25 protein-coding genes are annotated in these 23038 nt (G+C 40.2%); 13 read left to right on the plus strand and 12 right to left on the minus strand.

Annotated elements, in window-relative coordinates; translation table 11 throughout:
* Positions 1–33 precede the first annotated feature (33 nt).
* The 5 genes from M2353_RS17365 to M2353_RS17385 all read left to right on the plus strand — a co-directional run bounded on the left by M2353_RS17365 (position 34) and on the right by M2353_RS17385 (position 4117).
* The gene (locus M2353_RS17365) at positions 34–879 is read left to right on the plus strand and encodes a transporter substrate-binding domain-containing protein (RefSeq protein WP_226650609.1); all 846 of its coding nucleotides are present in this window, start codon (positions 34–36) and stop codon (positions 877–879) included.
* A 41-nt stretch (positions 880–920) separates the two neighbouring features.
* Positions 921–1598, plus strand: coding sequence for an amino acid ABC transporter permease (locus M2353_RS17370; RefSeq protein ID WP_007497584.1), 678 nt, complete (start codon positions 921–923; stop codon positions 1596–1598).
* Between the two features lie 10 nt (positions 1599–1608).
* Positions 1609–2349, plus strand: a complete 741-nt coding sequence (locus M2353_RS17375; RefSeq protein WP_281215499.1) for an amino acid ABC transporter ATP-binding protein — start codon at positions 1609–1611, stop codon at positions 2347–2349.
* 193 nt (positions 2350–2542) lie between these two features.
* Positions 2543–3751: an ammonium transporter gene (locus M2353_RS17380; RefSeq protein ID WP_284725799.1), complete on the plus strand. Its 1209-nt coding sequence runs from the start codon at positions 2543–2545 to the stop codon at positions 3749–3751.
* A gap of 18 nt (positions 3752–3769) precedes the next feature.
* Positions 3770–4117: a P-II family nitrogen regulator gene (locus M2353_RS17385; RefSeq protein WP_007497589.1), complete on the plus strand. Its 348-nt coding sequence runs from the start codon at positions 3770–3772 to the stop codon at positions 4115–4117.
* An 85-nt stretch (positions 4118–4202) separates the two neighbouring features.
* Here M2353_RS17385 and spoIIQ read toward each other — a convergent pair whose 3' ends face one another.
* On the minus strand, positions 4203–5099 hold the full coding sequence (spoIIQ, locus tag M2353_RS17390) for a stage II sporulation protein SpoIIQ (protein WP_284725800.1): 897 nt from the start codon (positions 5097–5099) through the stop codon (positions 4203–4205).
* A 127-nt stretch (positions 5100–5226) separates the two neighbouring features.
* On the opposite strand from spoIIQ, the gene M2353_RS17395 reads away from it, so the two are divergent.
* Positions 5227–5724 carry a GNAT family N-acetyltransferase gene (locus M2353_RS17395; RefSeq protein WP_061420456.1) on the plus strand — a complete coding sequence of 166 codons (498 nt, stop codon included), beginning with the start codon at positions 5227–5229 and terminating at the stop codon, positions 5722–5724.
* Positions 5725–5958: 234 nt separating this feature from the next.
* On the opposite strand, the gene M2353_RS17400 is transcribed toward M2353_RS17395, so the two are convergent.
* From M2353_RS17400 to M2353_RS17410, 3 genes are read right to left on the minus strand one after another with little or no spacing between them, the layout of a single operon-like run.
* Positions 5959–6489, minus strand: a complete 531-nt coding sequence (locus M2353_RS17400) for a TlpA family protein disulfide reductase (RefSeq protein WP_282917084.1) — start codon at positions 6487–6489, stop codon at positions 5959–5961.
* A complete protein-coding gene (locus M2353_RS17405; protein WP_047945739.1) occupies positions 6486–7055 on the minus strand; it encodes a MauE/DoxX family redox-associated membrane protein in 570 nt (189 codons plus the stop codon). The genes M2353_RS17400 and M2353_RS17405 overlap by 4 nt, the downstream gene beginning before the upstream one ends.
* Before the next feature lies 1 nt (position 7056).
* A complete protein-coding gene (locus tag M2353_RS17410) occupies positions 7057–8856 on the minus strand; it encodes an ABC transporter ATP-binding protein (protein ID WP_072367359.1) in 1800 nt (599 codons plus the stop codon).
* A 98-nt stretch (positions 8857–8954) separates the two neighbouring features.
* Between M2353_RS17410 and M2353_RS17415 the strand changes: the two genes are divergently transcribed.
* Positions 8955–9464, plus strand: a complete 510-nt coding sequence (locus M2353_RS17415; protein ID WP_284725801.1) for a thiol:disulfide interchange protein — start codon at positions 8955–8957, stop codon at positions 9462–9464.
* Positions 9465–9512: 48 nt separating this feature from the next.
* Here M2353_RS17415 and M2353_RS17420 read toward each other — a convergent pair whose 3' ends face one another.
* Entirely contained in the window at positions 9513–9911 is a 399-nt protein-coding gene (locus M2353_RS17420; protein ID WP_007497596.1) for a hypothetical protein, read from the minus strand.
* A gap of 33 nt (positions 9912–9944) precedes the next feature.
* Positions 9945–10139, minus strand: coding sequence for a hypothetical protein (locus M2353_RS17425; RefSeq protein WP_072367358.1), 195 nt, complete (start codon positions 10137–10139; stop codon positions 9945–9947).
* Positions 10140–10427: 288 nt separating this feature from the next.
* Here M2353_RS17425 and M2353_RS17430 point away from each other — a divergent pair, with 288 nt between their 5' ends.
* The 4 genes from M2353_RS17430 (at position 10428) to rpsN (ending at position 12703) form a co-directional block, all read left to right on the plus strand.
* Entirely contained in the window at positions 10428–10850 is a 423-nt protein-coding gene (locus M2353_RS17430; RefSeq protein WP_007497598.1) for a DUF5362 family protein, read from the plus strand.
* Positions 10851–10990: 140 nt separating this feature from the next.
* The gene (gene rpmG / locus M2353_RS17435; protein ID WP_003214771.1) at positions 10991–11140 is read left to right on the plus strand and encodes a 50S ribosomal protein L33; all 150 of its coding nucleotides are present in this window, start codon (positions 10991–10993) and stop codon (positions 11138–11140) included.
* 80 nt (positions 11141–11220) lie between these two features.
* A complete protein-coding gene (locus tag M2353_RS17440) occupies positions 11221–12417 on the plus strand; it encodes a GTP-binding protein (protein WP_284725802.1) in 1197 nt (398 codons plus the stop codon).
* A gap of 16 nt (positions 12418–12433) precedes the next feature.
* Positions 12434–12703 carry a 30S ribosomal protein S14 gene (gene rpsN / locus M2353_RS17445; RefSeq protein WP_024718746.1) on the plus strand — a complete coding sequence of 90 codons (270 nt, stop codon included), beginning with the start codon at positions 12434–12436 and terminating at the stop codon, positions 12701–12703.
* A gap of 254 nt (positions 12704–12957) precedes the next feature.
* Here the strand turns inward: rpsN and moaA are convergent, their stop codons facing one another.
* Positions 12958–13965, minus strand: coding sequence for a GTP 3',8-cyclase MoaA (gene moaA, locus M2353_RS17450; RefSeq protein WP_017360030.1), 1008 nt, complete (start codon positions 13963–13965; stop codon positions 12958–12960).
* A 10-nt stretch (positions 13966–13975) separates the two neighbouring features.
* Entirely contained in the window at positions 13976–14764 is a 789-nt protein-coding gene (gene fdhD / locus M2353_RS17455) for a formate dehydrogenase accessory sulfurtransferase FdhD (protein ID WP_024718748.1), read from the minus strand.
* A gap of 134 nt (positions 14765–14898) precedes the next feature.
* On the opposite strand from fdhD, the gene M2353_RS17460 reads away from it, so the two are divergent.
* Both M2353_RS17460 and M2353_RS17465 read left to right on the plus strand, forming a co-directional pair.
* Entirely contained in the window at positions 14899–16164 is a 1266-nt protein-coding gene (locus M2353_RS17460; protein WP_025208127.1) for an L-lactate MFS transporter, read from the plus strand.
* Positions 16165–16246: 82 nt separating this feature from the next.
* A complete protein-coding gene (locus tag M2353_RS17465; protein ID WP_284725803.1) occupies positions 16247–18595 on the plus strand; it encodes an FdhF/YdeP family oxidoreductase in 2349 nt (782 codons plus the stop codon).
* 51 nt (positions 18596–18646) lie between these two features.
* Here the strand turns inward: M2353_RS17465 and M2353_RS17470 are convergent, their stop codons facing one another.
* From M2353_RS17470 to murA, 4 genes are all read right to left on the minus strand, one after another.
* The gene (locus M2353_RS17470; protein ID WP_039165296.1) at positions 18647–19321 is read right to left on the minus strand and encodes a VWA domain-containing protein; all 675 of its coding nucleotides are present in this window, start codon (positions 19319–19321) and stop codon (positions 18647–18649) included.
* Between the two features lie 82 nt (positions 19322–19403).
* A complete protein-coding gene (locus M2353_RS17475) occupies positions 19404–20102 on the minus strand; it encodes a VWA domain-containing protein (protein WP_008343379.1) in 699 nt (232 codons plus the stop codon).
* Positions 20103–20427: 325 nt separating this feature from the next.
* Entirely contained in the window at positions 20428–21450 is a 1023-nt protein-coding gene (gene spoIID, locus M2353_RS17480) for a stage II sporulation protein D (RefSeq protein WP_284725804.1), read from the minus strand.
* A 257-nt stretch (positions 21451–21707) separates the two neighbouring features.
* On the minus strand, positions 21708–23015 hold the full coding sequence (gene murA / locus M2353_RS17485) for a UDP-N-acetylglucosamine 1-carboxyvinyltransferase (RefSeq protein WP_007497616.1): 1308 nt from the start codon (positions 23013–23015) through the stop codon (positions 21708–21710).
* Between the last annotated feature and the right edge of the window lie 23 nt (positions 23016–23038).

Here is a 23038-nt window from a genome sequence, read left to right on the forward strand (position 1 = left end):
TGCTACACATATTGAAAAGCCTACTTTCTCCTTATACGGAGAACGGCTGAAAAGGAGGAGAAGCTTATTATTAAAAAAAGACGGTTTTGGGTCCCAGCCCTTTTCTCGGTTGCAGTATTACTTCTGTCTTCGTGCGGTTCAAATGAAACAAATGGGAACGGAGATAAACGTAATTCTACAGCGAAAGGGTCGCCGATTTTGGAAGATGGGAAATTTATTTTTGCAGCATCAGGTGAATTCCACCCATTCAGTTACATGGATGGAAACCAGATGTCCGGCTTTGATATTGATGTCGGCAATGCGATTAGTGACAAGATGGGTCTCGAGCCTGTACAGAAAAAATATAAATTCGCAGGCATCGTCGAAGGCGTCAAAGCAGGTAAATTTGATGCCGCCATTGCAAGTCATACCATCAACGAGGAACGAAAAAAACACGTCCTTTTTTCTCAACCGTATTACTACTCAGGTCCGCAAATCTTCACAAGACCCGGCGCAGACATTCACAGTGCAGATGACTTAAAAAACAAAGAAATCGCTGTCTCTAAAGGTTCGTCTTATGCGGATATTGCCAAAGAACATAGCGGGCAGGAACCGAAATATTACGACAGTGATGTTGTCGCTTTAGAAGCACTAGCCAATGGCAAACACGATGCGGTCGTCACTGATTTTGCCACAGGGGCAGAAGCCATGAAGAAAAAACTAAAAATTGAAGCACAAGAAAGACTCGGGCAAAGTGAGCAAGCAATTGCTGTCTCTAAAGACAATAAAGAGCTCATAAAAGAAATCAACGATGCGATTGATGCACTCAAAAAAGACGGAACATTAAGACAAATTAGCGAAAAGTATTTTGACGAAGATATTACCGTCAAACAGGATTAAAACCACGATTGTGCGCCTTTCTCTAGGCGCACTTTCTTCAAATGGAGATGATTGTTTTGCCTACCCTATCACATTTTTTTCAAACGCTGATTGATTCTAGAGGCGTTTTCTTAGAAGGAATGCTGCTCACCTTACAACTCACTGTCATCAGTATTTTCATCGGCATGTTCATCGGGCTTTTCTTTGCCTTACTAAAAATATCCCGCGTGGCCGTTTTCGGTTATATCGCAAATGCCTATATCTTCCTTGTACGCGGGACACCACTCATTGTGCAGATTTTCATCCTGTATTTTGGGCTGACAGAATTAAATATACCCGACTTTTGGGCAGCCTCTATTGCGCTTGCCTTCCATAACGGTGCCTATATAGCAGAAATATTCAGAGGGGCGATTCAATCAATCGATCAAGGTCAAAAAGAAGCAGGACGTTCTCTTGGCATGGGGCGATTTCTAACCATGAGACGTATCATTCTCCCGCAAGCGATGCGGCGCGCCCTCCCCCCTCTCGGCAATCAGTTTATTATCGGCTTAAAAGACTCTTCACTTGCCGCCTTCATCAGCGTCAATGAACTCTTTAACATAGCCACCACTCAAGGCTCCAACAGTTTTGACAACATGACGTACTTACTTGTCGTGGCTGTCTATTACTTAGTTCTTGTCCTGCTGTTAACATTCGCTGTGCAAACCGTTGAGAAGAAACTATCAGTCAGTGATCATTAGGAGGAGAAGCATGACAGAATCAAAAGAGATCATTCGTGTTGAAAAACTGAATAAACACTTTGGAGAACTGCATGTCTTAAAAGATATCGACCTCACTGTATATGAAAATGATGTTGTCGTCTTAATTGGTGCAAGCGGCTCTGGGAAAAGCACCTTGCTCCGTTGTATGAATTTTTTAGAAATAAAAAATGACGGTCAGATCATCATTGATGGCAGTCCCGTTCATCCAAAACGAGATCAATTAAACGAAATGAGGCAGAAAATAGGCATGGTGTTTCAGCATTTTAATCTCTTCCCGCACAAAACCGTACTTGAAAACATCATCGAAGCACCGGTTATGGTGAAAAAAACAAAGAAAGCACAAGCGATAACTGAAGCCAATGTCTTATTAGAGAAAGTCGGACTAGCGGATAAAGCAAAAGTGTACCCTTCAAAGCTATCAGGCGGTCAAAAACAGCGCGTTGCCATCGCACGAGCTCTCGCCATGAAGCCCGATGTCATGTTATTTGACGAGCCCACTTCTGCGCTGGACCCAGAGCTTGTAGGCGAAGTGCTGCAAACCATGAAAAGTCTTGCCAAAGAAGGCATGACAATGGTCATCGTCACTCATGAAATGGGCTTCGCAAAAGAAGTAGCTGACCGAGTTGTTTATATGCATGAAGGACGAATTGTCGAACAAGGTACCCCATTAGAATTATTTGATTCTCCTCAAGAGGAGCGAACCAAATTGTTTCTCAGTTCGATTTTATAGGTCAAACGCCCTTTATTTTTCGTCGTTCATGCACGTTTATTCTCATTTTTTACGAACTTTTCATCCATTTATATTGATAATGACCAAAAAACCATGTTAGATAAACTTACATGAATATGTTATATATGACTTTTCTCTCTATAATGAAGAATTAAGAAATCTATTAATTCTGAATGATTCGGGGGAATGCAGCATGCAAATGGGTGATACAGTATTTATGTTCTTCTGCGCACTACTCGTGTGGTTAATGACACCGGGTTTAGCCTTATTCTACGGAGGACTTGTGAGAAGTAAAAACGTGTTAAGTACGACAATGCACAGCTTAACCTCACTAGCCATTGTCTCTATCGTCTGGATCGTGTTTGGCTATTCACTGGCCTTTGCGCCAGGCAATGCATGGATCGGAGGCTTTGACTGGGTTGGACTAAAAGGCGTTGGCTTTGAACCTGGTTCATATAGTGATACGATTCCACATTCATTGTTCATGATGTTCCAAATGACCTTTGCTGTCCTCACAACAGCCATTATCTCTGGTGCCTTCGCTGAACGTATTCGTTACTCAGCGGTGGTCGTGTTTACACTCCTTTGGGTCACATTTGTATACGCTCCAGTCGCACACTGGGTATGGGGTGGCGGCTGGATTGGCGAAATGGGAGCACTTGACTTCGCCGGTGGAAACGTCGTCCACATTTCATCCGGTGTGGCTGGTCTAGTCGTAGCCATTGTTCTCGGGAAGCGAAAAGAAGCGGCAAGTTCTTCTCCGCATAACTTGATCTACACACTTCTAGGCGGAGCTGTGATTTGGTTTGGCTGGTTTGGGTTTAACGTAGGAAGTGCCCTCACATTAGACAGTGTCGCCATGTATGCCTTTATTAACACGAATACAGCAGCTGCTGCAGGAATCATCGGCTGGCTGTTAGTCGAATGGATGATCAACAAAAAACCAACGATGCTAGGTGCAATCTCTGGAGCCATTGCAGGCCTAGTAGCGATTACACCTGCCGCAGGTTTTGTCACACCATTTGCTTCGATTATCATCGGGATCATCGGCGGAATCGTTTGTTTCTGGGGCGTCTATTCACTTAAAGCCAAGTTCGGCTATGATGATGCACTGGATGCATTCGGTCTGCACGGAATCGGCGGTACGTGGGGAGGCATTGCTACAGGCCTTTTCGCCACTACATCTGTCAATGATGGCGGAGCCAACGGCTTATTTTACGGCGATCCAAGCTTACTTTGGAAACAAGTTGTCGCCATCGTGGCCACATACGTCTTTGTTGCAGTTGTCACATACGTGATCATCAAAGTCGTCAACATCTTCTTCAAGATTCGCGCAACTGAAGAAGAAGAATCAATCGGTCTTGATTTAACGATGCACGGCGAAAAAGCATATCAAGATTAAAGAAAAAGGGGTGTCTCTATGAGCAAAATGTATAAAGTGGAGATTGTCACACGTCCAGCTAATTTTGAAACATTAAAGGTGGAGCTTGGAAAGATTGGTGTCACCTCGATTACCTTTTCCAATGTGCACGGCTGCGGATTACAAAAAGGACATACGGAACTATACCGTGGCGTCAAAAAGGAAAGCAATGTGTACGAACGTTTAAAGATCGAAATCGTCTTAAGCAAAGTACCTGTTGAACAGGTCGTGGAAACGGCTCAAAAGGTACTTCGTACAGGCGAACCAGGGGATGGGAAGATTTTTATATATGAGATAGAAAATACAATCAACATTCGGACAGGTGAAGAAGGACCTGCCGCCTTATAGCATCCCTCCGCCATATGGTGGAGGTTTTTTTAAAGACAGAAAAAAACCTCTGTGCATTTATCTACACAGAGGATCTGACATGACATTAAGATTGTTTTGTTTCTTCTGACTGACTGCGGTCTTTAGAGGAATCAGAAGACTTTTCTTGATCAGAGGATTTCCCCTTCTCATCAGACTTTTCTTCAGATTTTTCTCCAGCAGGCTCTTTGACCTTATCTTCAGCAGCAGGTTCCTTCGTTTTTTCATCAACCTTTGGCTGAGCAGGTTCTTTTGCTTCTTCTGTCACTTCTTGCGCTGCTTTTTCAATGGAAGAAACAGGCTTATCAATGAAGCTAAGTGGATTAAGCGCTAAACCTTCCATACGAATTTCAAAGTGTACATGGTTGCCGCTTTCAGCACCATATAGATTCTTACCAGAAGCACCGATGACATCATTCTGCTTTACTTCATCGCCTTCTTTTACACTCACTTGAGATAACGATTGATACACAGTAGACAATCCATCTTCATGTTCAATTTCAACAACGTGACCGAGAACTGGATCTTTTTTCGCCTGAACGACTGTTCCACTAAGAGCAGCTGTGACATCAAACACTTTGCCATCTTTATCTGCAAGATCAATACCTTTGCTTAAGGTATAGGTGTTATTATAGTTTACAAGTGCTGCTTCTTTTTCTTTTTGATCAGCATCTGCTTCATAGAACTTTTTCACGACAGAAACATTCTCAGAATTCTGGACCGGCATAGCGACATTTTCAATTGGCTTTCCAACTTCAACGGCATCATCACGTTGTTCTTGTCCTGTTTGATTTCCATCAGATAGTTGGTCTTTCACATCTTTCGATACAGCTTGATACCAAAGAACGGCTGTTAACACGACCGCTGCGCTGACCAAGTAAATAGCAGGGAATACCCAGCGCTTACGGAAAAATTGCTGAACTTTTGTGATTTTGGAAGTACGTTTCTTTTCTTCCTCTCTCATTTTTCATCACCTCAGCAACATTCTGAACACTTTTCAAAAAATATATACACACGAAATCATTTTTCTTTTTATTTTGCGCAATCGCATCAATAATATGTATGATGAATGAAAAAAGATGGGGGTACATATGGTGAAAACTTTCAACCGCATGGCAACAGAAGATGACCTCAAAGAGATCGTCGATATCTACAATTCAACGATTGCTTCAAGAGAAGTAACGGCCGATACAGAACCTGTTACAGTAGAAGACCGCCGTCAGTGGTTTTTGAATCATTCAGAGAAACGTCCTCTCTATGTGAAAACAGATGAGGAAGGAAATATCTACGGCTGGCTCAGTTTTGAAACGTTTTACGGCAGACCTGCATACAACGGTACTGTTGAAATGAGTATTTATTTGAACCAAGACTATCGAGGAAGAGGTTTAGGGTCACTGTTCTTACAAGAGGCGCTCGAATTGGCACCCTCATTAGGCATCCGAACGTTACTTGCCTTTATTTTCGGCCACAACGAAGCCAGCATCAAATTATTTAAGAAGCACGGATTTGAGACTTGGGGACATTTGCCACGCATCGCAGAAATGGACGGCAATCGGTACGACTTAGATATTTTAGGAAAAGAATTATAAACTGAGCGTCTCTTGAAGAAAGAGACGCTTTAGATTGTTGACAAAGGGCTAAAATGAACTTGATTTTAGCCCTTTGTCTTCTTTTCAGCGTGATAGAAAACCTTTGAAGTCTAGGAAGGACGAGTACTGGCGCGGAGCGAATTTCACATTCGTGAGCACCAGCACGCAGGACTGACAAAGAATGCGAGGGTTTGTCTACACGCTGGAGCGTCTCTTGAAGAAAGAGACGCTTTTTTATGAAGCATGCACCAACTGCTCAAATTGCTTCGCATTTTGAAGTGATTTTCTTTTCAGAATGATACCATGTTCATCAATCAGAAGCGCTTGCGGAACAACTGTTACTCCATACAACTCCATAATTTGTGATGAGCGCATATAAACAGCTTGCTCCGGCAGCAATTGAAGAAGCGAGGCATCATCGGCTTGTTCATCTCCATTTATAACAATCACATGAGCATCATCATGTGAAGTTTGAGGCTGCACATCAGACAAAATACTTTTACAAGTCATACAAGTAGAATTCACAAATAACAGCATCACAGCTCGCCCTTTTTGCAAATACTCCTTCAAGATCACCTTTTCACCTACATGCGAATAACTGCGAAATAACGGAGCCGGGTCACCAATATCCGCTTCCTTCAATTCAATTCCATCAAGGGACTTTATTTTATTCATAAATCTCCCGATAAAACGGGCAAGCAAAAAAACGACAGCCAGCTGGGCAATGACAATTAATAACACAATGATTAATAAAATATCTGTCATTTCATTTTATCTCCTTCTATAATTGATCCATCTGCAATCTGGAATGAGTCGATCCACTTTCGCTTCAATAGCACAATTTCTTGGCTGACCGCTATGATCAAACAGACAGCCGCTGCAATGAGAAAACAAATCATTTTCAACCGCAATGAAATCATTTCAACACCAGGATGTACATAAAATAACCCAGCCACAAGAGTAAGCATCAGCAGATTGCGAATCACAATCCCCCAATGCAGGCGATCGTTTTCCAGTAACCCTCCACAACCGCACGAAATATCACGATGCCCCCTAATTAAATTGAACGTAACCGCTCCAGTATAAATACATAACAGGGCTGTAAGGCCAATTGCAGGCAGGACAGACATGTTCCATATAAACAAATGAACCGTACAAACCAATTCAATCAACAAAAATAAATAAAACATAGGTGCCGCAAAAGAAGGCGGCAGCAGCCGATAAGCATTGATCTGCTGGACATGTGCCTTCTGTTTCCTTGCTTTATCGAGCCATGCACCCGCAAAAATGATTCCTAGTAAATAGACGCCTATGAAATAAAAGACACTCACCTTACACCATCTCCTTTTGTTGAAATAGTTGAGATTGTGCCTCGTAAAGCCTTCTGTACTCTCCGTGCAACGCCATCAGTTCATCATGGTTGCCCTCTTCAATGAAAGCACCATCTTTCATGACGATGATACGGTCTGCTAAGCGGGCCGCTCCCATACGATGTGTAATAAACAAAACCCCTTGATCCTGCGTATGATCGAATAACTTTCGAATGAGCGAGATCTCCGACAGCGGATCGAGAGCAGAGGTCGGTTCATCTAAAATAATAAAATCACTTTCTCTAAAGAAGGTTCTCGCCATCGCAAGCTTTTGCCATTGTCCGCCAGACAATTCATGTCCCTCTTCAAAAAAGCGACCTAGCTGCGCATCATATGTGTCTTCCATTTGATTAATTCTTTTCTCTATACCTGCTTGGCGGGCGGCTGAAATCAACCGCTCTTCCTCTTCTATATCATCAATACGGCCAAACCCTATGTTTTCTCTCACAGTGAATTCGTACTTCATAAAATCTTGAAAAAGAACAGCCATTCTCGCATGATAGGTCTTTTTATGGATGGTGGAAATATCCTCTCCATTGACTTTGTGCATATTCTGTTGATCTGGATCATATAAGCCGGTTAAACATTTGATTAAAGTGGTTTTACCGGACCCATTATCTCCTACTAATGCAATTCGTTCACCTTTATTCATATGAAAATGAATATGCTCAATCGCTGGTTTTTTCATATTCGGATAAGTAAAAGAGAGATTGTCTAATGTAATGGACTGGATATGCTCAATTCCCTGAAGCGACGCTGCCTCTTCCTTCTGTTCATGCATTTCCTCTTCTCTCTTTTGAAAAGCTCTCATTTCATCAATATATAGGCTTGTTTCATATAAACTAGAACATTCCCTCGTTAAATCTTGAAACCCACTTTGAATGTTTTGTACAGCTTGCAGCACTGCAACAAAGGTACCCGCTGCTAATTTTTTTTGAAAAATAAGAAAGACAATCAATAAACCACAGCACACATAGGCCAATGTCATAAGCAACCCGCCTGCCATCTCCCAGCGCACTTGGCGTTTCAGCAAATTATATTTTTCATCTGCACTTTTAACGTAGTGACCTCTCCACTTTTGAAGAAGATAATTCCCTATTCCATATAAACGAACTTCCTTTAAAGAATCTCGCTGCGCGACGAGATCAGATACATACATTTCTCTTCGATCATTAGCCGTTAACAAACGATTTAATCGATAACGTGCGCCTCCAAAGAAAAGTTCAATCCATAATACAGGCAAGGTAAACAAGAACAATATGACCGCTAAGCCCCAATGAATACCGATCATATAGATAAGAAGTGATACAACAGTAATCAACGCGCTCATCATTGTAAAAATACTTCTCACCATACTGAGAACATGCTGATGACTGTTCATCACACGTTGACTTTCATTGTAAAATGACGGGTGCTCAAACGTAATAAACGGCAGTCTTATCGCTTTTTGAAGCAATTCACCTTTCAAATGCAGACCAATCAGATTTGTTGCTTTCTGTTGACTAAGCTGAAGAATGAATTGAAGCCCATATCCTAAAATCACAATGACCATTTGCAGTCCAAATAACCACAAAACCTTTTGGATGTCACCTAAAGACGTCATAAATAAAATAATTTCATTAATCAAAGTTTGAATAATCCAGACACTAGCCAAAGGCATAAAACCAACGATCACTTGAATGAACAAAGTTAAAAGAAGATAAGAACGACTTTTTTTCCAAGTATAGGAGATTGCATATAAACAATGGTTCACTGTACTCATGAGATGCTCCACCTTACACCATTTAGTATAATTGACATATTTTTGATATTTGTAATATGATAGCTTTGCGTAACTTCACTTTGAGAGGACGATATACGATGAATTCAATTTTTCTTTTACAGCTCGCTCTTATGATTTGCAGTCTTCTATTAACGGCTGGAATTATCATCTATTTAAAACAACAGATGCAGCTTATCATCTTACCTATAGAACACGTGGGGCAGAAACTTGCGCATCCACTTCTCGAACAGCCATCACCCATTCACATGAATGATCTGCTGCAAACAAATCGTACACAACAATTACTGATCTTCACTGACACAGCATGTCCGCACTGCATTCCATCACTCGAACAATTCCTAGAAACAAAAAAGCAGCGTAAACTAAACGTTTCATTGAGTATTTTGTTGAAAAACGGGCAAAAAAAAGACCAAGAATTATATCGTGATAACGAAACAAACTTGCGAATTATTCCGGTAGACGAACAATTGATAAACGCATTCCAAATTCAGGAGTTTCCGTTCTACATCATGGTAGAAGAGAATGATACCATCTCATACGCAGCACCTTTTCCAGACGGTCTTTATTCAAGACTAGCTGCAAACTAAAGATAAATGAGGCATGTGAAGAGCATCAAACACATGCCTCATTTTTTATTATTGTGAATTTGGCTGAACATCCTTCCCTTTTTCCTCTGCAGCGATTTCATTAGCTTCGCTTGAAGCGGATGTTTGTTCCTCAGCTTGTTCAAACTCACTGCGAGCTTCATTTGAAATGTCAACTTGATCACCGTGCTGATTCACAGTAACAGAAGAAGACCCCTCTTTTTGAACCTCTTTCTCTAGTTCCTTTAATTTAGAAACATGAAGCTCTAAATCTTTTCCTTGCTGAACTAAAGTCAGTTGTTGAAATAACGCCTTTCTCTCTTCTGGAGAATGGTCGCCTTGAACAATTTGCGCTGCTTGGGTCAAAAAAGAATTTGATGTATGGCCTGCTTGACGCTTATTTGACGTCTGCATAGCATTTGTTACTAATGAAATTGGAGTTATGCTCATGCGTTCACACCCTAATAAATAAGATACTTAGATTTAGCAGCCACATTTAACGCGTTCTTGGCTAGTACAAATCTCACCTGTGTCACGATCCACATAGTAACGGAAAGTTCCAACGCCTTGAAGGAAACAAGTTGGTGCTGATTGGCAAGAAGTGACCAATCTTTGCAAAATACATCTAGCAGCTGCAGGTTGAACATTGGTCATTTTGTTTAAAATTCGATCTAACATATGAATTCCACCTTCCAAATTTTATGGTAATACAACACAATAATAACCAATTGATAGACAACTAACAACATATTTTGATAATTTTTCTAATTATTTTAAACTATTTTTCTTATTTATTACAATATTTGCATGTTTAAATTATAGTAATTGTTACTTTTTTCTTATTCAAAAATAATTTATTTATCCATAAAAAGTAAATGAAAGATAGAAAAAAGGTCAATTCACTCTTCCTAAAGTACTACTTGCTCAAGTATGATATAGAGTGAATACATAAAGGAGTGAACACAATTGCAACAAACTGAGAAAATCATTCAATCTCTTCATTCAATAACAAAGTGGGGAAAGGTTGGGAGCATCTTTCTCTATATTTCAGGTGGTCTATCCATCCTCAGTGGGTTTTGGCTTGTTCTTCCTGCTGCCATTGGCGTTTTTCTCATCATGATGGGAATACATGTCCAAAAATCCGTGAAAGCAGCTGAACAATTGATTCAAGCGCCTGATACTTCTTACGAAGAATTATTGGAACAATATGCTAAGATGATGAAAATGCAAACACTGTTTGCGATTTCAAGTATTGCCGCCGTTATTCTCTCATTCATCGCGATTGTTTTGATGTTTATACTAGGCGGGCTAGCCTTTCTCCAAGAGCTTCCTACTGATGTCCAACAGTACGAAGATTATTACGAAGAAGAACTTGGTGACTTTTATTAATAGAAAGGGGTATCAATGAAATACGATACCCCTTTTTTATTTGAGTTGGCATAGACTTGATACTAAACTTGACAATCAGCCTTTATCATTTTAAAATACAAATCGTAATCATTACGAAATAAAGGAGGATTATAGCAATTATGCGCGTGAAAATCACCTTAGCCTGTACTGAAACAGGTGACAGAAACTATATCACTACAAAAAATAAACGAACGAACCCAGACCGATTGGAGTTAAAAAAATATTCTCCACGATTAAAGAAATACACCCTTCATCGGGAAACAAAATAATTTTTAAGATTTAAATCGTAATCATTACTATATAAGTGAGGCGGCATACAAAATGAGCATGTTCAAAAGGACTAAAACAAATGGATAAAAGAATACCTGTCACAGTTCTAAGCGGCTTTTTAGGAGCTGGAAAAACCACGATATTAAATCATGTTCTTCAGAATCGTAAAGGCCTAAAAGTAGCTGTTATTGTCAATGACATGAGTGAAATAAACATTGATGCGGAATTAGTTAAGCAAGGCGGCGAACTCTCTCGATCAGATGAGAAACTGGTTGAACTATCTAATGGTTGTATTTGTTGCACATTGAGAGAAGATTTATTAATTGAAGTAGAACGCCTTTGTAAGGCTGGGAATATCGATTATATTGTCATTGAATCTACAGGTATTAGTGAACCAATTCCTGTCGCTCAAACTTTCTCTTACATTGATGAAGAAATGGGCATAGATTTGACACGTTTTTGCAGATTAGACACGATGGTAACGGTGGTAGATGCAAACCGTTTCTGGACAGATTTCCAGTCAGGAGAAAGTTTATTGGATCGTAAAGAAGCAGTTTCAGATGATGATGAACGAGAGATTTCCGATTTACTTATTGATCAAATTGAATTTTGTGATGTGCTCATTATCAACAAATGTGATCTTGTATCAGCATCAGAACTAGATCGGCTTGAGAATGTGCTAACCAAACTTCAACCAGAAGCAACCATTATTAGAACCTCTAAAGGTAATGTACAGCCTAGTGATATTTTGAATACTGGTTTATTCAATTTTGAAAAATCTAGTGCTTCTGCGGGCTGGATCAAAGAAATTAATGCTGGACACTCTCAGCATACGCCTGAAACAGAAGAATACCAAATCTCATCTTTTGTTTATGAAAGATGGCTTCCTTTTCATACTGGCAGACTGAATGCTTGGTTAGATCAAATGCCAGAGCAAATCGTTCGAGCGAAAGGATTTACATGGCTAGCGACACATCATGATTTAACCATTTTAATTTCACAAGCCGGAAAATCTGTGGCAATTGAACCAATCGCATACTGGATTGCTGCCTTGCCTGAGCAAGAACGATCACGGATCTTAAATCAGGAACCAGACATTCTAGATGAGTGGGATGCAGAGTTTGGTGATCGACATACAAAACTTGTCTTTATCGGTGTAGATTTACCTAAAGCAGAAATTATTCGTACACTAGATCAATGCTTACTCACACCTGAAGAATTTGATCAAGATTGGACAACGTTTGAAGACCCCTTTCAATGGAACATACACACTTAAACCAGGAGGGTTTTAAATGGCAAAGAAATCAAAAATAGCAAAAGAAAAAAAGCGGCAGCAGCTCGTTTTGAAATATGCACAATTAAGGAATGAGCTAAAAGAAAAAGGTGACTATGAAGCTTTGCAGAAACTACCTAGAGACTCTTCACCCACTCGCTTAAAAAACCGCTGTGAATTAACTGGCCGTCCTAGAGGTTACTTGAGAAAATTTAAAATGTCTCGAATTGCTTTTCGTGAGCTTGCCTATAAAGGACAGATTCCAGGAGTGAAAAAATCGAGTTGGTAAAGATTGATTTGATCTTAGCATAGTTCCTGTCAATGTAAAGCAGGACAAAATGAATAAAAATCTCTTTTTCATCCTTAGTCCGTCAATTTTGAGGTACAAAATAGCATTTTAAAAAACAGCAGAATCTCTGCTGTTTTTTTATGGGGCCGAGCCTTATAGGAAAGATTGTCCTGATGTTAAAAGAAGATTTTCAACAGTGATTATAGCATTTTCTCTTCTTTTCAAAAATCGATGATCATGATACTTTGTTGTCATTACCCACCGATGTAGGACATCTCAACTTTTTTCTGATCTTTCTTTTGCTCTCTCTCAGCTGAATATTGATCCTGTCTGTTTGACCAAAGTTCCTTCAATATGTTCACTAGGTATTCATCATTTTCTGAATTACGGATGAATCGTCTCAGATCAAAACCCGATGATGCAAAAAGACAGGTGAATAATTCGCCACGTGCAGATAGTCTAGCTCTATTACACGATCCACAAAAAGCATCTGAAACGGAAGAAATAATGCCAATCTCTCCTGACCCATCCTCATAAAAATAACGCTTGGCTACTTCCCCTTGATATCGAGGAGGTTCTGGTTTGATAGGGTATTTTGAATGAATTAGCTCCATAATCTCTTTTTTCGTCAATACATGCTTGAGATTCCATTTGTTCGTATTGCCAACATCCATGAATTCAATAAATCGTAGAATGTGTCCTTCTTTTTTAAAATAGGCTGCCATTGGTAAGATATCTTGATCATTCACACCTTTTTGGACAACCATATTGATCTTAATAGCAAGTCCAGCTTTTTTTGCAGCCTCTATCCCATCAAATACTTTTTGGATAGAAATGTGTCTTCCATTCATCTGCTTAAAACGATCTGGATTTAAAGAATCTAAACTAATGGTGACTCTATTCAGACCTGCTTTCTTTAGCTTATCTGCGTACAAAGGTAACAGCGTTCCATTGGTTGTCATCGCGATGTCTTCAATACCTGGAATTTTTGCGAGTTTTTCTATCAAAACGGGCAAATCTTTACGCATTAAAGGTTCACCGCCTGTAATACGTAATTTCACCACACCTAATTCCTTTGCAAAAAGCGCAGCAAGTCGTTCAATTTCCTCGAAGCTAAGCAGCTCTTCTTTATCTAAAAAAGGATAATCTGGTCCAAAGATTTCAGCAGGCATACAGTACGTACATCTAAAATTACAGCGATCTGTTACGGATATTCTTAAATCGCGCAATGGTCGATGTCTTTTATCCAAAATACTGACCATACTTAGCCTCCTATTCTGTAATACGCTGATGATGAGTATAGATATTAAAAGATTCTCCTCTTACGAATCCAACTGTTGTTATATTTAATTCTTCTGCCATTTTAAGTGCTAACTCAGTAGGAGCTGATTTTGATATGACGATTGATACTCCTAATTTTGCTGCCTTCAAGAGAACTTCAGATGATATCCGGCCGCTAAATACAAGGATTTTATCTCTCAGTGGGATTTTATGAAGTAAACAATATCCATAGATTTTATCCAACGCATTATGCCGTCCTATATCCGTCCTAGTGATGAATAGCTTTTCAGTATCACACAGTCCAGCATTATGGACACCACCAGTATGTTGAAATAACTGACTTTCCTCCTGTAAACATTTCATTAAATGAATACAAGTTTCAGCAGAAATACTGATTCGGTCAATGGCTGTTTTTGCCGTCTTCACATCTTGGAGAAAATAAAAATGTCTTCCTTTCCCACAGCAAGATCCGATCACTCGTTTTGTAAAATCTGAGGATTGGAACTGAGTTGTGTGATGTAAGTCAACATATGCAAAACCCATACTTTCATCTATTGTAAACCTTTTAATCTCTTTTTCAAATCGAATGACTCCTTCTGAAGCTAAAAAACCGATTACCAATTCTTTCAAATGATCGGGTGAACAAACGAGTGTGACAAACTCTTCACCATTCACCAGCACGGTTAAAGGGAATTCTTCTACAACTTCATCTGTTTTACATGTCATTTGACCTTTGCGATATTGGTGTATGCGTCGTTTCGTTTTAACAGAAGGATTCATGATCTGATCTTCCTTTCAACACAAATTTAGTTATATGAACCAGACGAATTGTGATATTATTTTAAAAAGTCATAAAAATGTAACATATTTCCATCTTATCAAACTTTTTGTTTGCTTTATATGGAGGGAACACAATGAATAAAACAAAAAATCGTTGGCTGATCGCTACAAGTGCTGTGGGGATTCATTTATCTATCGGATCTGTTTATGCATGGAGTGTTTTTACGAATCCTTTACATCAAACCTTTCAATGGTCATTAACAGAAATAAGCCTGACATTTAGCATCGCTATTTTATTTTTAGGTTTATCAGCTGCCTTCATGGGGCATTTCGTTGAAAAGTATGGGCCGAGGGCATCAGGGCTCTTCTCAGCTATTTTCTTCGGCATTGGGATGACTGGATCAGGGTTTGCTGTCCACATGTCTTCATTACCTCTCCTCTATTTATTTTATGGTGTACTCGCTGGAATCGGATTAGGTGTAGGCTATATTGCTCCAGTATCAACATTAGTCAAATGGTTTCCAGATCGAAGAGGACTCGCAACGGGTTTAGCCATTATGGGTTTTGGATTTGCTTCTCTAATTTGCAGTCCCATTATTCAATTTCTCATTGAAAAAGTTGATATTGCAAATACCTTCTATATTCTCGGAATCTCTTATTTTATCATCATGGTCGTTTCATCTCTTTATTTATCACCACCAACACCTGATGATGTCAAACAATTTAACGTGCTAAAAACAAGCCAAAGGAAAATTCCTCAAGATTTATCACAGCTCACCGCAAATGAAGCCATTAAAACACGGCGTTTTTATTATTTGTGGGTCATGCTCTTTATTAATATCACATGCGGAATTGCTATTATTTCTGTAGCATCACCGCTTGCTCAAGAAAGTGTTGGTTTCACGGCGGGTGCAGCAGCTACTCTTGTTGGAATTTTAGGTGCTTTTAATGGGCTAGGACGGATCGGATGGGCATCCTTCTCTGATTATATCGGAAGGCCAAATACGTATACGATTTTCTTTACTATACAGCTCATTGCTTTTCCCTTACTTCCCTACTTAAAAGAACCGCTCATCTTTTCAATCGTGATGGCGATCATTTATACGTGCTACGGAGGAGGGTTTGCTTCAATTCCAGCCTATATCGGAGATTTATTTGGTACGAAGCAGCTAGGTGCCATACACGGTTATATTCTCACCGCTTGGGCCGCTGCTGGTTTAGCAGGACCTTTATTTTCCTCCTTTATTCGTGACATTACAGGCAATTACACACAAAGTCTCATGGTCTTCTCTGGCCTATTTTTCATTGCGTTTATCATATCTCTTCTCATTCGGAAGGATATTAAACAACTTCGTGAATCAAATCTTACTGCTCCTTCTTCTGTCACGGTCCGCTCTTAATATGAATTTGACAGAATGACAATCTACAGGTAATTTTTAGATATGAAAACGCTTTACAAAATGATAGGAGGGTGACGATATCATGGGAAAAACAAAACACAAGGGGCCTATTAAACTCAACAAAAAACCCTCACCAAAGCTATGGGCCTCTTTTGCTCCTATGGGGCTCGGAAAAGTAAAACCGAAACACATTCGAGACACGATGAAAGTGGCATGGGAGAACAAAGATAATCTCCCTTATGCGTACCGTATATTGACTCAGGGCGTTTGTGACGGCTGTGCTCTTGGTGTATCAGGTTTATACGATCAAACACTAGCAGGACCCCATATATGCACTACAAGACTGAATGTGCTACGGCTTAACACAATGCCAGCTATTGATCCAAAATGGTTCGAAGATATTGAGCGGCTCAAACAAATGGATAGCACGTCTCTTCGAAAACTTGGGCGTATTCCTTATCCCCTGATTCGAAAAAAAGGTGAGAATGCCTTTACACGCATTTCTTGGGATAATGCATTAGATCAAATCGCCGCTAAAATCAAATCAATTGATAAACGTCAGCTTGCTTTCTATTTAACGGCTAGAGGGATTACAAATGAAGTGTACTATACTGCGGCGAAAGCTGCGCGATTTATTGGAACAAATCATATCGATAATGCTTCTCGTATTTGCCATTCACCAAGCAAAACCGCTCTTAAACGCTCCCTTGGTATAGGTGCATCCAGCTGTAATTACATTGATTGGATTGGAACAGATGTATTGATATTTTGGGGCTCTGTTGCAGCAAACAACCAGCCGGTTTCGACTAAATATATGTACGCCGCTAAAAAGAAAGGAACCAAGATCATTGTCATCAATCCATATAAAGAGCCTGCAATGGAAAAATATTGGGTCCCTTCTATTCCAGAAAGTGCTTTATTCGGCACAAAAATAGCGGATGATTTTTATCAAGTCAATATAGGCGGCGATATTGCGTTTATGAATGGTGTCATCAAACATTGGTTTGAAATGGAAGAGCAAGCGCCTCATTCCGCTCTTGACCATGAATTTATCCAAGCACATACAACCGGCATAAAAGATGTAAAGCAGCATGTCACTCAGTTAAAATGGTCGGATCTCGAAGCATCGTCAGGCTTATCTAAAGAAAGAATGAAGGAATTCGCTGTACTGCTTGCCAATGCCAATTCAGGGGTGTTTATTTGGAGTATGGGTCTCACTCAGCATCGCTTTGCAACTGATAATATATCTCAAGTCGCAAACCTTGCCATGTTACGCGGATTTATTGGCAGAAAACATTGTGGCGTTATGCCTATTCGTGGCCATAGCGGTGTCCAAGGCTCAGGCGAAATGGGTGCCGATCCATTCGTATTGCCCGGCAGTGATTTTGATGAAGAGAATATTAAAAGAATCGAGAAGATATGGGGATTTGATATTCCAAAATGGCATGGTGACACGATTGGGCAATCATTTGAAAAAATGGCTCTTCCAAAAGAACACCCGCAAAAGCTGAAGGTGCTGTTTACTAGCGGTGGAAACTTTTTAGAAACGATGCCAAATCCTGAAGCGATTGAAAAAGCACTATCCGAACTTGAACTCCGTGTCCATCAAGATATTATTTTGAACACCTCTACACTGGTAGAAGCAGAAGAGACTGTGATTGTTCTGCCTGCAATGACAAGATATGAACAGCCAGGCGGCGGTACATCAACCAGTACGGAACGCATGGTGTATTTCAGTCCGGAAATTGAAGGACCTCGCATTGAAGAAGCTAGAGCTGAATGGGACATTTATATTGACCTAGCAAAAAGAGTTCGCCCAGAAGACGCGAAGCTGATTCATTTTGACCATGCTGAAGACATTCGCCGTGAGATTGCCATCGCAAATCGGAACTATGATGGGATCCAGCATTTGCGTCATAAAGGGGATGTCTTTCAATGGGGTGGCGCATGGCTTTGCGAAGATGGGGTGTGTCCAACACCGGATGGAAAAGGACACCTGCTCCCAGCACAGCTGCCTCAATATCGAAAAACTGAGGGGCATTTCAATATCACGACAAGACGAGGCAAGCAATTCAACTCTATGATTTACAGTGAAAAGGATGCCTTTAATGGTGGAAAGCGGCATTCTATCTTGATGAATGAAGAAGATGCGAAAGAGCTTTACGTCCAAGAAGGCGATCCCGTTGTCCTTTTTAATCAATATGGATCCTACCAAGGAGTTGCTCAATTCGGAGAGCTGAAACGTGGAAATATCGCAGTTTATTGGCCTGAAGGAAACGTGTTAATACCAAAAGGAGTTTACGAAAGCTATTCCCAGATTCCAGAATACAATACCACCGCAATATTAGAAAAAGCCGAAACCTTTCATGCAAGAAAAGATCAGCACTACGTGGAGAAACGGATTGATGAATTGGAAACGACTTTAAATTGATCCTTAATAAAAAAACAGCTGGGGGTTTCTCCCCAGCTGTCTATTCACATCCTATTGACCAAAAGAGTTCGCTTCTTTTTGAAGAATATGATTTAATTCTTCTGCATTTGCTGCTGGTTGATATTGTCCACCACCAGCTTTGGCAACAGATTTTAGACTTTTTGCTTCTTTTTCATTTACATCGAAGCCAATGATATTGACGATTGTGTCAATACCTTCTTCATGTAACTGCTTCGCTGCTTGTGATGGGCTTCCGCCACATGTTTCCTCACCATCGCTGACAACATATACAATATTTTTTCCTTCAGCTTGGTGATCTTCAAAATCTTGTTTCGTATCAGTTAATGCTTTGGCAAGTGGTGTCCAGCCTGTTGGACCATACACATTTAGCGCTTGTTGAAAGGTTGCTTGCTCATATGTTCCAAATCCATAAACTGCTTCGGAACTTGCACAAGAAACGGCTTTTCCTGCATTTTTATTCGTTCCTTCATGACCAAAAACACGAAGCAAGACTTGTGTATCTTCTGATAAAATACTGGCGAAACTTTGGATCGAGCGTTTTGCGATATCGATTTTCTTTTCGCCTTCAACCGATTGTGCCATGCTTCCGCTTAAATCAAGTAAAATCACCACATGAGCAGGCTCCTTTTTCGTTACAGCATGAGCTGGTGAAGAAAGAAGCAGAACAAGACTCGCTAAAATGGTTAATATAATATTTCTTTTCATTAAAAAATCTCCCTTTTTTTTCATTTGTACAGAAAAAGAGAAACGAAAGCATCAATCAATCGTTTCCCTTTTCTTCAGCAAGTTATTCGTGTAGTTTTAATGATTCTGCTGTAAGGATAGAACCCATTTCTTTCCCAGTGCTTGCTTGGTAGTAATGACCTTTACCAGCTTTAGCTACTTGCTTCAATTGACCTTCATAGCCATCGTTAAAGTCTAATCCAATCACATTGACTACAGTAGATCCCTTTGAGTTATGAAGCTCTTTCGCTACTTTCACTGGATCTCCACCACAAGTTTCTTCACCATCAGTAATTAAGTACACAATGTGTTTTGTTCCCTTATGAAGCTGCTTATCCGCTTGCTTTGCACTTTCAAGAGCACGTGCAATCGGTGTCCAGCCATTTGGTCCAAGACCGTTTAGAGAGTTTTCGAAACTATCCTTTTCATAAGGCTGAACGCCATAAACGCCTCTAATGACTTCACATGATTGGGCTTTACCTGAGTTTTTGTTGTTTCCTTCAGACCCAAACAAGCTCATACGGATTTTAGCATCTTTCGGAAGAGACTGAGCAAATTTAAATACCTCTTGTTTTGCTAAATCGAATTTGCGCTCTCCATCCACTTTTCTTGCCATACTTCCACTTGCATCAAGTAAGATCGTCACTCTTACATCTTTCTTATGTTTTTTGGCTGATGCTGCTTCTGCAAATACTGGTGAAGAGATTGACATTGATAATGTCAATACAGCTAAGGTTACGAGTGTAAATACTTTTTTCAACATGCTTTTCCTTCCTCCTTATGTATTTGATTGAAACATCTTAATCGTAAAATATTCTGTCTTGGAATGGTATAGGACTCGATCCCTTTTTCTCTTTCATCAAAATCACTAAAATTCTGTCAGATGTCTAGATATATTCACCTAACGACTCTTTTGTCACCCACGTTTTCTCATTCTTTCGAGGGGCTTTGTATCGGCCATCGGTTCTTGTCGGGATGTAAATGTTTAAGATTTCCTGAGGTGCGTCTTAAGTCGCAATTTGTCACATTATGTTCAAACCTCTTCACACATAAAAAAAAGATGCCCCCATTTTGAGGCACCTTTGCTTTTATTTCTTAGCCATATATGTGTTCAGAAAGCGATCAGCTGATTCAATTTTTATCCCTTGATAATAATGTTTCACGATCGCCTCTACTTTTTTGCCTGACTGTGCCATATAATGTGCACCATACTGACTCATGCCCACACCATGGCCATACCCTTTTGTCGTAATCACGATTTGCTGACCCTTTCGTTCCCATATAAAGTCTGCAGAGTGCAATCCTAATGATTCGCGAATGTCTCTGCCCGTCAATGTTTTTCCGTTAATGACGGCTTTTGCTACTTGATTGCCTGGTGTTCGTTCTACAATTTCTCCCACCTGCTGATGGCCAAGGGTCACACCCAGTTTTTGCTGAAATTCACTCACTGTGATGGTTTTCTTGTTTTGGAATTTGGGTGATTTTTCGTCCCATTTGCTTGAGACGCTTTTCAAATAAGGGATTTCATTTTTCCAATAAGCTTCTGCATTTTCGGTTTTCCCATTACTTGTTGAAAAGAAGGAAGCATCAATTGGTTTTTCGTCATACGTCAGTACTTTCCCTTGTGTACTCGCGACAGCTTCTGTGACCTTTTTTAATTTCCAATTGTACGCTTTTCCCCAAATTTTCTTCAGTTCCTGTTTATTTTTGTACACTTGGAACATTTGAGTGTCATCTACAAGAGAACCCTGTGGAGATTTGACGGTTTTATCAATGATCATTTGTCTGACGATATACGTTCTAGCGGCGAGTGCCTGTGCCTTGAGCGCCTCTATTTCAAAATCGGCTGGCATTTCAGAAGCGACGACACCGATCACATACTCTTCTAAGGGGATGTTTTCTACCTGCTGATGCGCTGAACGGTAGACGGGAATGGAGACGGGTGATTGTTTCAATTTGACTGAACCTTTCACTTCTTTTTTAACTGATGGTTCTGCTGCTACGTGTTGGCTGGCTGCTGGTTTTCCTTGGAACGTCGGCAACACGAGTAAGGTTGGAATCATTAAAATGATGATGCAAATTCCTGCGATTGTCCATATCATTGGTTTCATATTGGCTGCCCCCATTTGTCATTGAATCTCTTTTATCCTATGGGCAAGGACAAGCTAATATGACAGCTTCTTTCATTCATTGGACAAGTCTTTTGCTGATATGTTTGTGCTCTTCATCATTTGATTTACTGTTCGTCTTTATGAATAAAATTTAAAATGATTGGATACACTAATGATAAGCTTTTGAAAATGCAACCAGTCTATGATTCTAAAAAAAAATCAGCATGCCCAAATGGACACACTGATTTCTTTTATGATTATGCGTTTAGATCTGATACAACTTGTTCTTGTGTCACATCTGCTGATTCATCATTTACTCTTTCAATGTCTGCACCGATTGCTGCTAGTTTTTGGTGGAAGTTCACATATCCACGGTCAATATGCTTCAATTCAGTGACACGTGTATGACCTTCTGCCACTAATCCAGCAAGTACAAGTGCTGCTCCTGCTCTTAAATCAGTCGCTGCCACTTCAGCACCTTGAAGTTGAACAGGTCCATTGATTATCACAGAGCGACCCTCAATTTTAATATCGCCATTCATGCGGCGGAATTCTTCAGCATGCATAAAACGATTTTCAAACACAGTTTCTGTGATCATGCTTGTTCCGTTCGCACGAAGCAATAGCGCCATCATCTGAGATTGCATATCCGTCGGGAAACCAGGATGCGGCATTGTTTTTAGATCGATTGGCTTGAGCTCAGATGGTCCAATGACTCTTAAACCTTCTTCTTCTTCAATGATCTGAATACCCATTTCTTCCATTTTCGCCACAAGTGAAGTCATGTGCTCAGGCACAGCGCCTTTTACAAGAACATTTCCTTCAGTAATGGCTGCTGCCACCATAAACGTACCAGCTTCAATTCGGTCAGGGATGATGTTGTGTTTTGCACCGTGAAGTGTTTCTACACCTTCGATTTTGATTGTACCAGTTCCAGCACCGCGAACCTTACCGCCCATGGCATTGATGTAGTTTGCCAAATCAACAATTTCAGGTTCTTTTGCTACGTTTTCTAAAATCGTCGTTCCTTCAGCCAATGCTGCTGCCATGATGATGTTTTCAGTTGCCCCTACACTTGGGAAATCCAAATAGATTTTTGCACCTTTTAAACGGCCATTTACTTCAGCCTCGATGAAACCATTACCTACTTGAATTTTAGCTCCCATTGCTTCAAAGCCTTTTAAATGCTGATCAATTGGTCTTGAACCAATCGCACAACCACCAGGTAATGCAACTCTTGCATGACCTGTTCTAGCTAAAAGTGGTCCCATGACGAGCACAGATGCTCTCATTTTACGGACGTACTCAAACGGAGCCTCAGTTTCTAGTGCATGAGATGCATCTACTGATACTTCGTTATTTTCAAAATGTACTTCTGCTCCTAAATGACGTAACACTTCATTGATTGTATATACATCGGAGAGCGTAGGTACATCACAAATTACGCTTTTTTCTGTACTTGCTAACAAAGATGCAGCGATAACTGGTAAAACGGCATTTTTTGCGCCTTCTACTTTAACTGTGCCGTTTAACTTTTGACCGCCGCGGACGATGATTTTTTCCAAGGTCTTCCCCTCCGCGTCCCAAA

Origin of the sequence: Bacillus aerius, assembly GCF_029894105.1 — a bacterium.
Classification (GTDB): Bacteria; Bacillota; Bacilli; order Bacillales; family Bacillaceae; genus Bacillus; species Bacillus altitudinis.

Coding starts and splice junctions, on each gene's coding strand:
- M2353_RS17370 (WP_007497584.1), top strand. CDS start 921: ATGGAGATGATTGTTTTGCCTACCCTATCACATTTTTTTCAAACGCTG.
- M2353_RS17375 (WP_281215499.1), top strand. CDS start 1,609: ATGACAGAATCAAAAGAGATCATTCGTGTTGAAAAACTGAATAAACAC.
- M2353_RS17380 (WP_284725799.1), top strand. CDS start 2,543: ATGCAAATGGGTGATACAGTATTTATGTTCTTCTGCGCACTACTCGTG.
- M2353_RS17385 (WP_007497589.1), top strand. CDS start 3,770: ATGAGCAAAATGTATAAAGTGGAGATTGTCACACGTCCAGCTAATTTT.
- spoIIQ (WP_284725800.1), bottom strand. CDS start 5,099: ATGAGAGAGGAAGAAAAGAAACGTACTTCCAAAATCACAAAAGTTCAG.
- M2353_RS17395 (WP_061420456.1), top strand. CDS start 5,227: ATGGTGAAAACTTTCAACCGCATGGCAACAGAAGATGACCTCAAAGAG.
- M2353_RS17400 (WP_282917084.1), bottom strand. CDS start 6,489: ATGACAGATATTTTATTAATCATTGTGTTATTAATTGTCATTGCCCAG.
- M2353_RS17410 (WP_072367359.1), bottom strand. CDS start 8,856: ATGAGTACAGTGAACCATTGTTTATATGCAATCTCCTATACTTGGAAA.
- M2353_RS17415 (WP_284725801.1), top strand. CDS start 8,955: ATGAATTCAATTTTTCTTTTACAGCTCGCTCTTATGATTTGCAGTCTT.
- M2353_RS17420 (WP_007497596.1), bottom strand. CDS start 9,911: ATGAGCATAACTCCAATTTCATTAGTAACAAATGCTATGCAGACGTCA.
- M2353_RS17425 (WP_072367358.1), bottom strand. CDS start 10,139: ATGTTAGATCGAATTTTAAACAAAATGACCAATGTTCAACCTGCAGCT.
- rpmG (WP_003214771.1), top strand. CDS start 10,991: ATGCGCGTGAAAATCACCTTAGCCTGTACTGAAACAGGTGACAGAAAC.
- M2353_RS17440 (WP_284725802.1), top strand. CDS start 11,221: ATGGATAAAAGAATACCTGTCACAGTTCTAAGCGGCTTTTTAGGAGCT.
- rpsN (WP_024718746.1), top strand. CDS start 12,434: ATGGCAAAGAAATCAAAAATAGCAAAAGAAAAAAAGCGGCAGCAGCTC.
- moaA (WP_017360030.1), bottom strand. CDS start 13,965: ATGGTCAGTATTTTGGATAAAAGACATCGACCATTGCGCGATTTAAGA.
- fdhD (WP_024718748.1), bottom strand. CDS start 14,764: ATGAATCCTTCTGTTAAAACGAAACGACGCATACACCAATATCGCAAA.
- M2353_RS17460 (WP_025208127.1), top strand. CDS start 14,899: ATGAATAAAACAAAAAATCGTTGGCTGATCGCTACAAGTGCTGTGGGG.
- M2353_RS17465 (WP_284725803.1), top strand. CDS start 16,247: ATGGGAAAAACAAAACACAAGGGGCCTATTAAACTCAACAAAAAACCC.
- M2353_RS17470 (WP_039165296.1), bottom strand. CDS start 19,321: ATGAAAAGAAATATTATATTAACCATTTTAGCGAGTCTTGTTCTGCTT.
- M2353_RS17475 (WP_008343379.1), bottom strand. CDS start 20,102: ATGTTGAAAAAAGTATTTACACTCGTAACCTTAGCTGTATTGACATTA.
- spoIID (WP_284725804.1), bottom strand. CDS start 21,450: ATGAAACCAATGATATGGACAATCGCAGGAATTTGCATCATCATTTTA.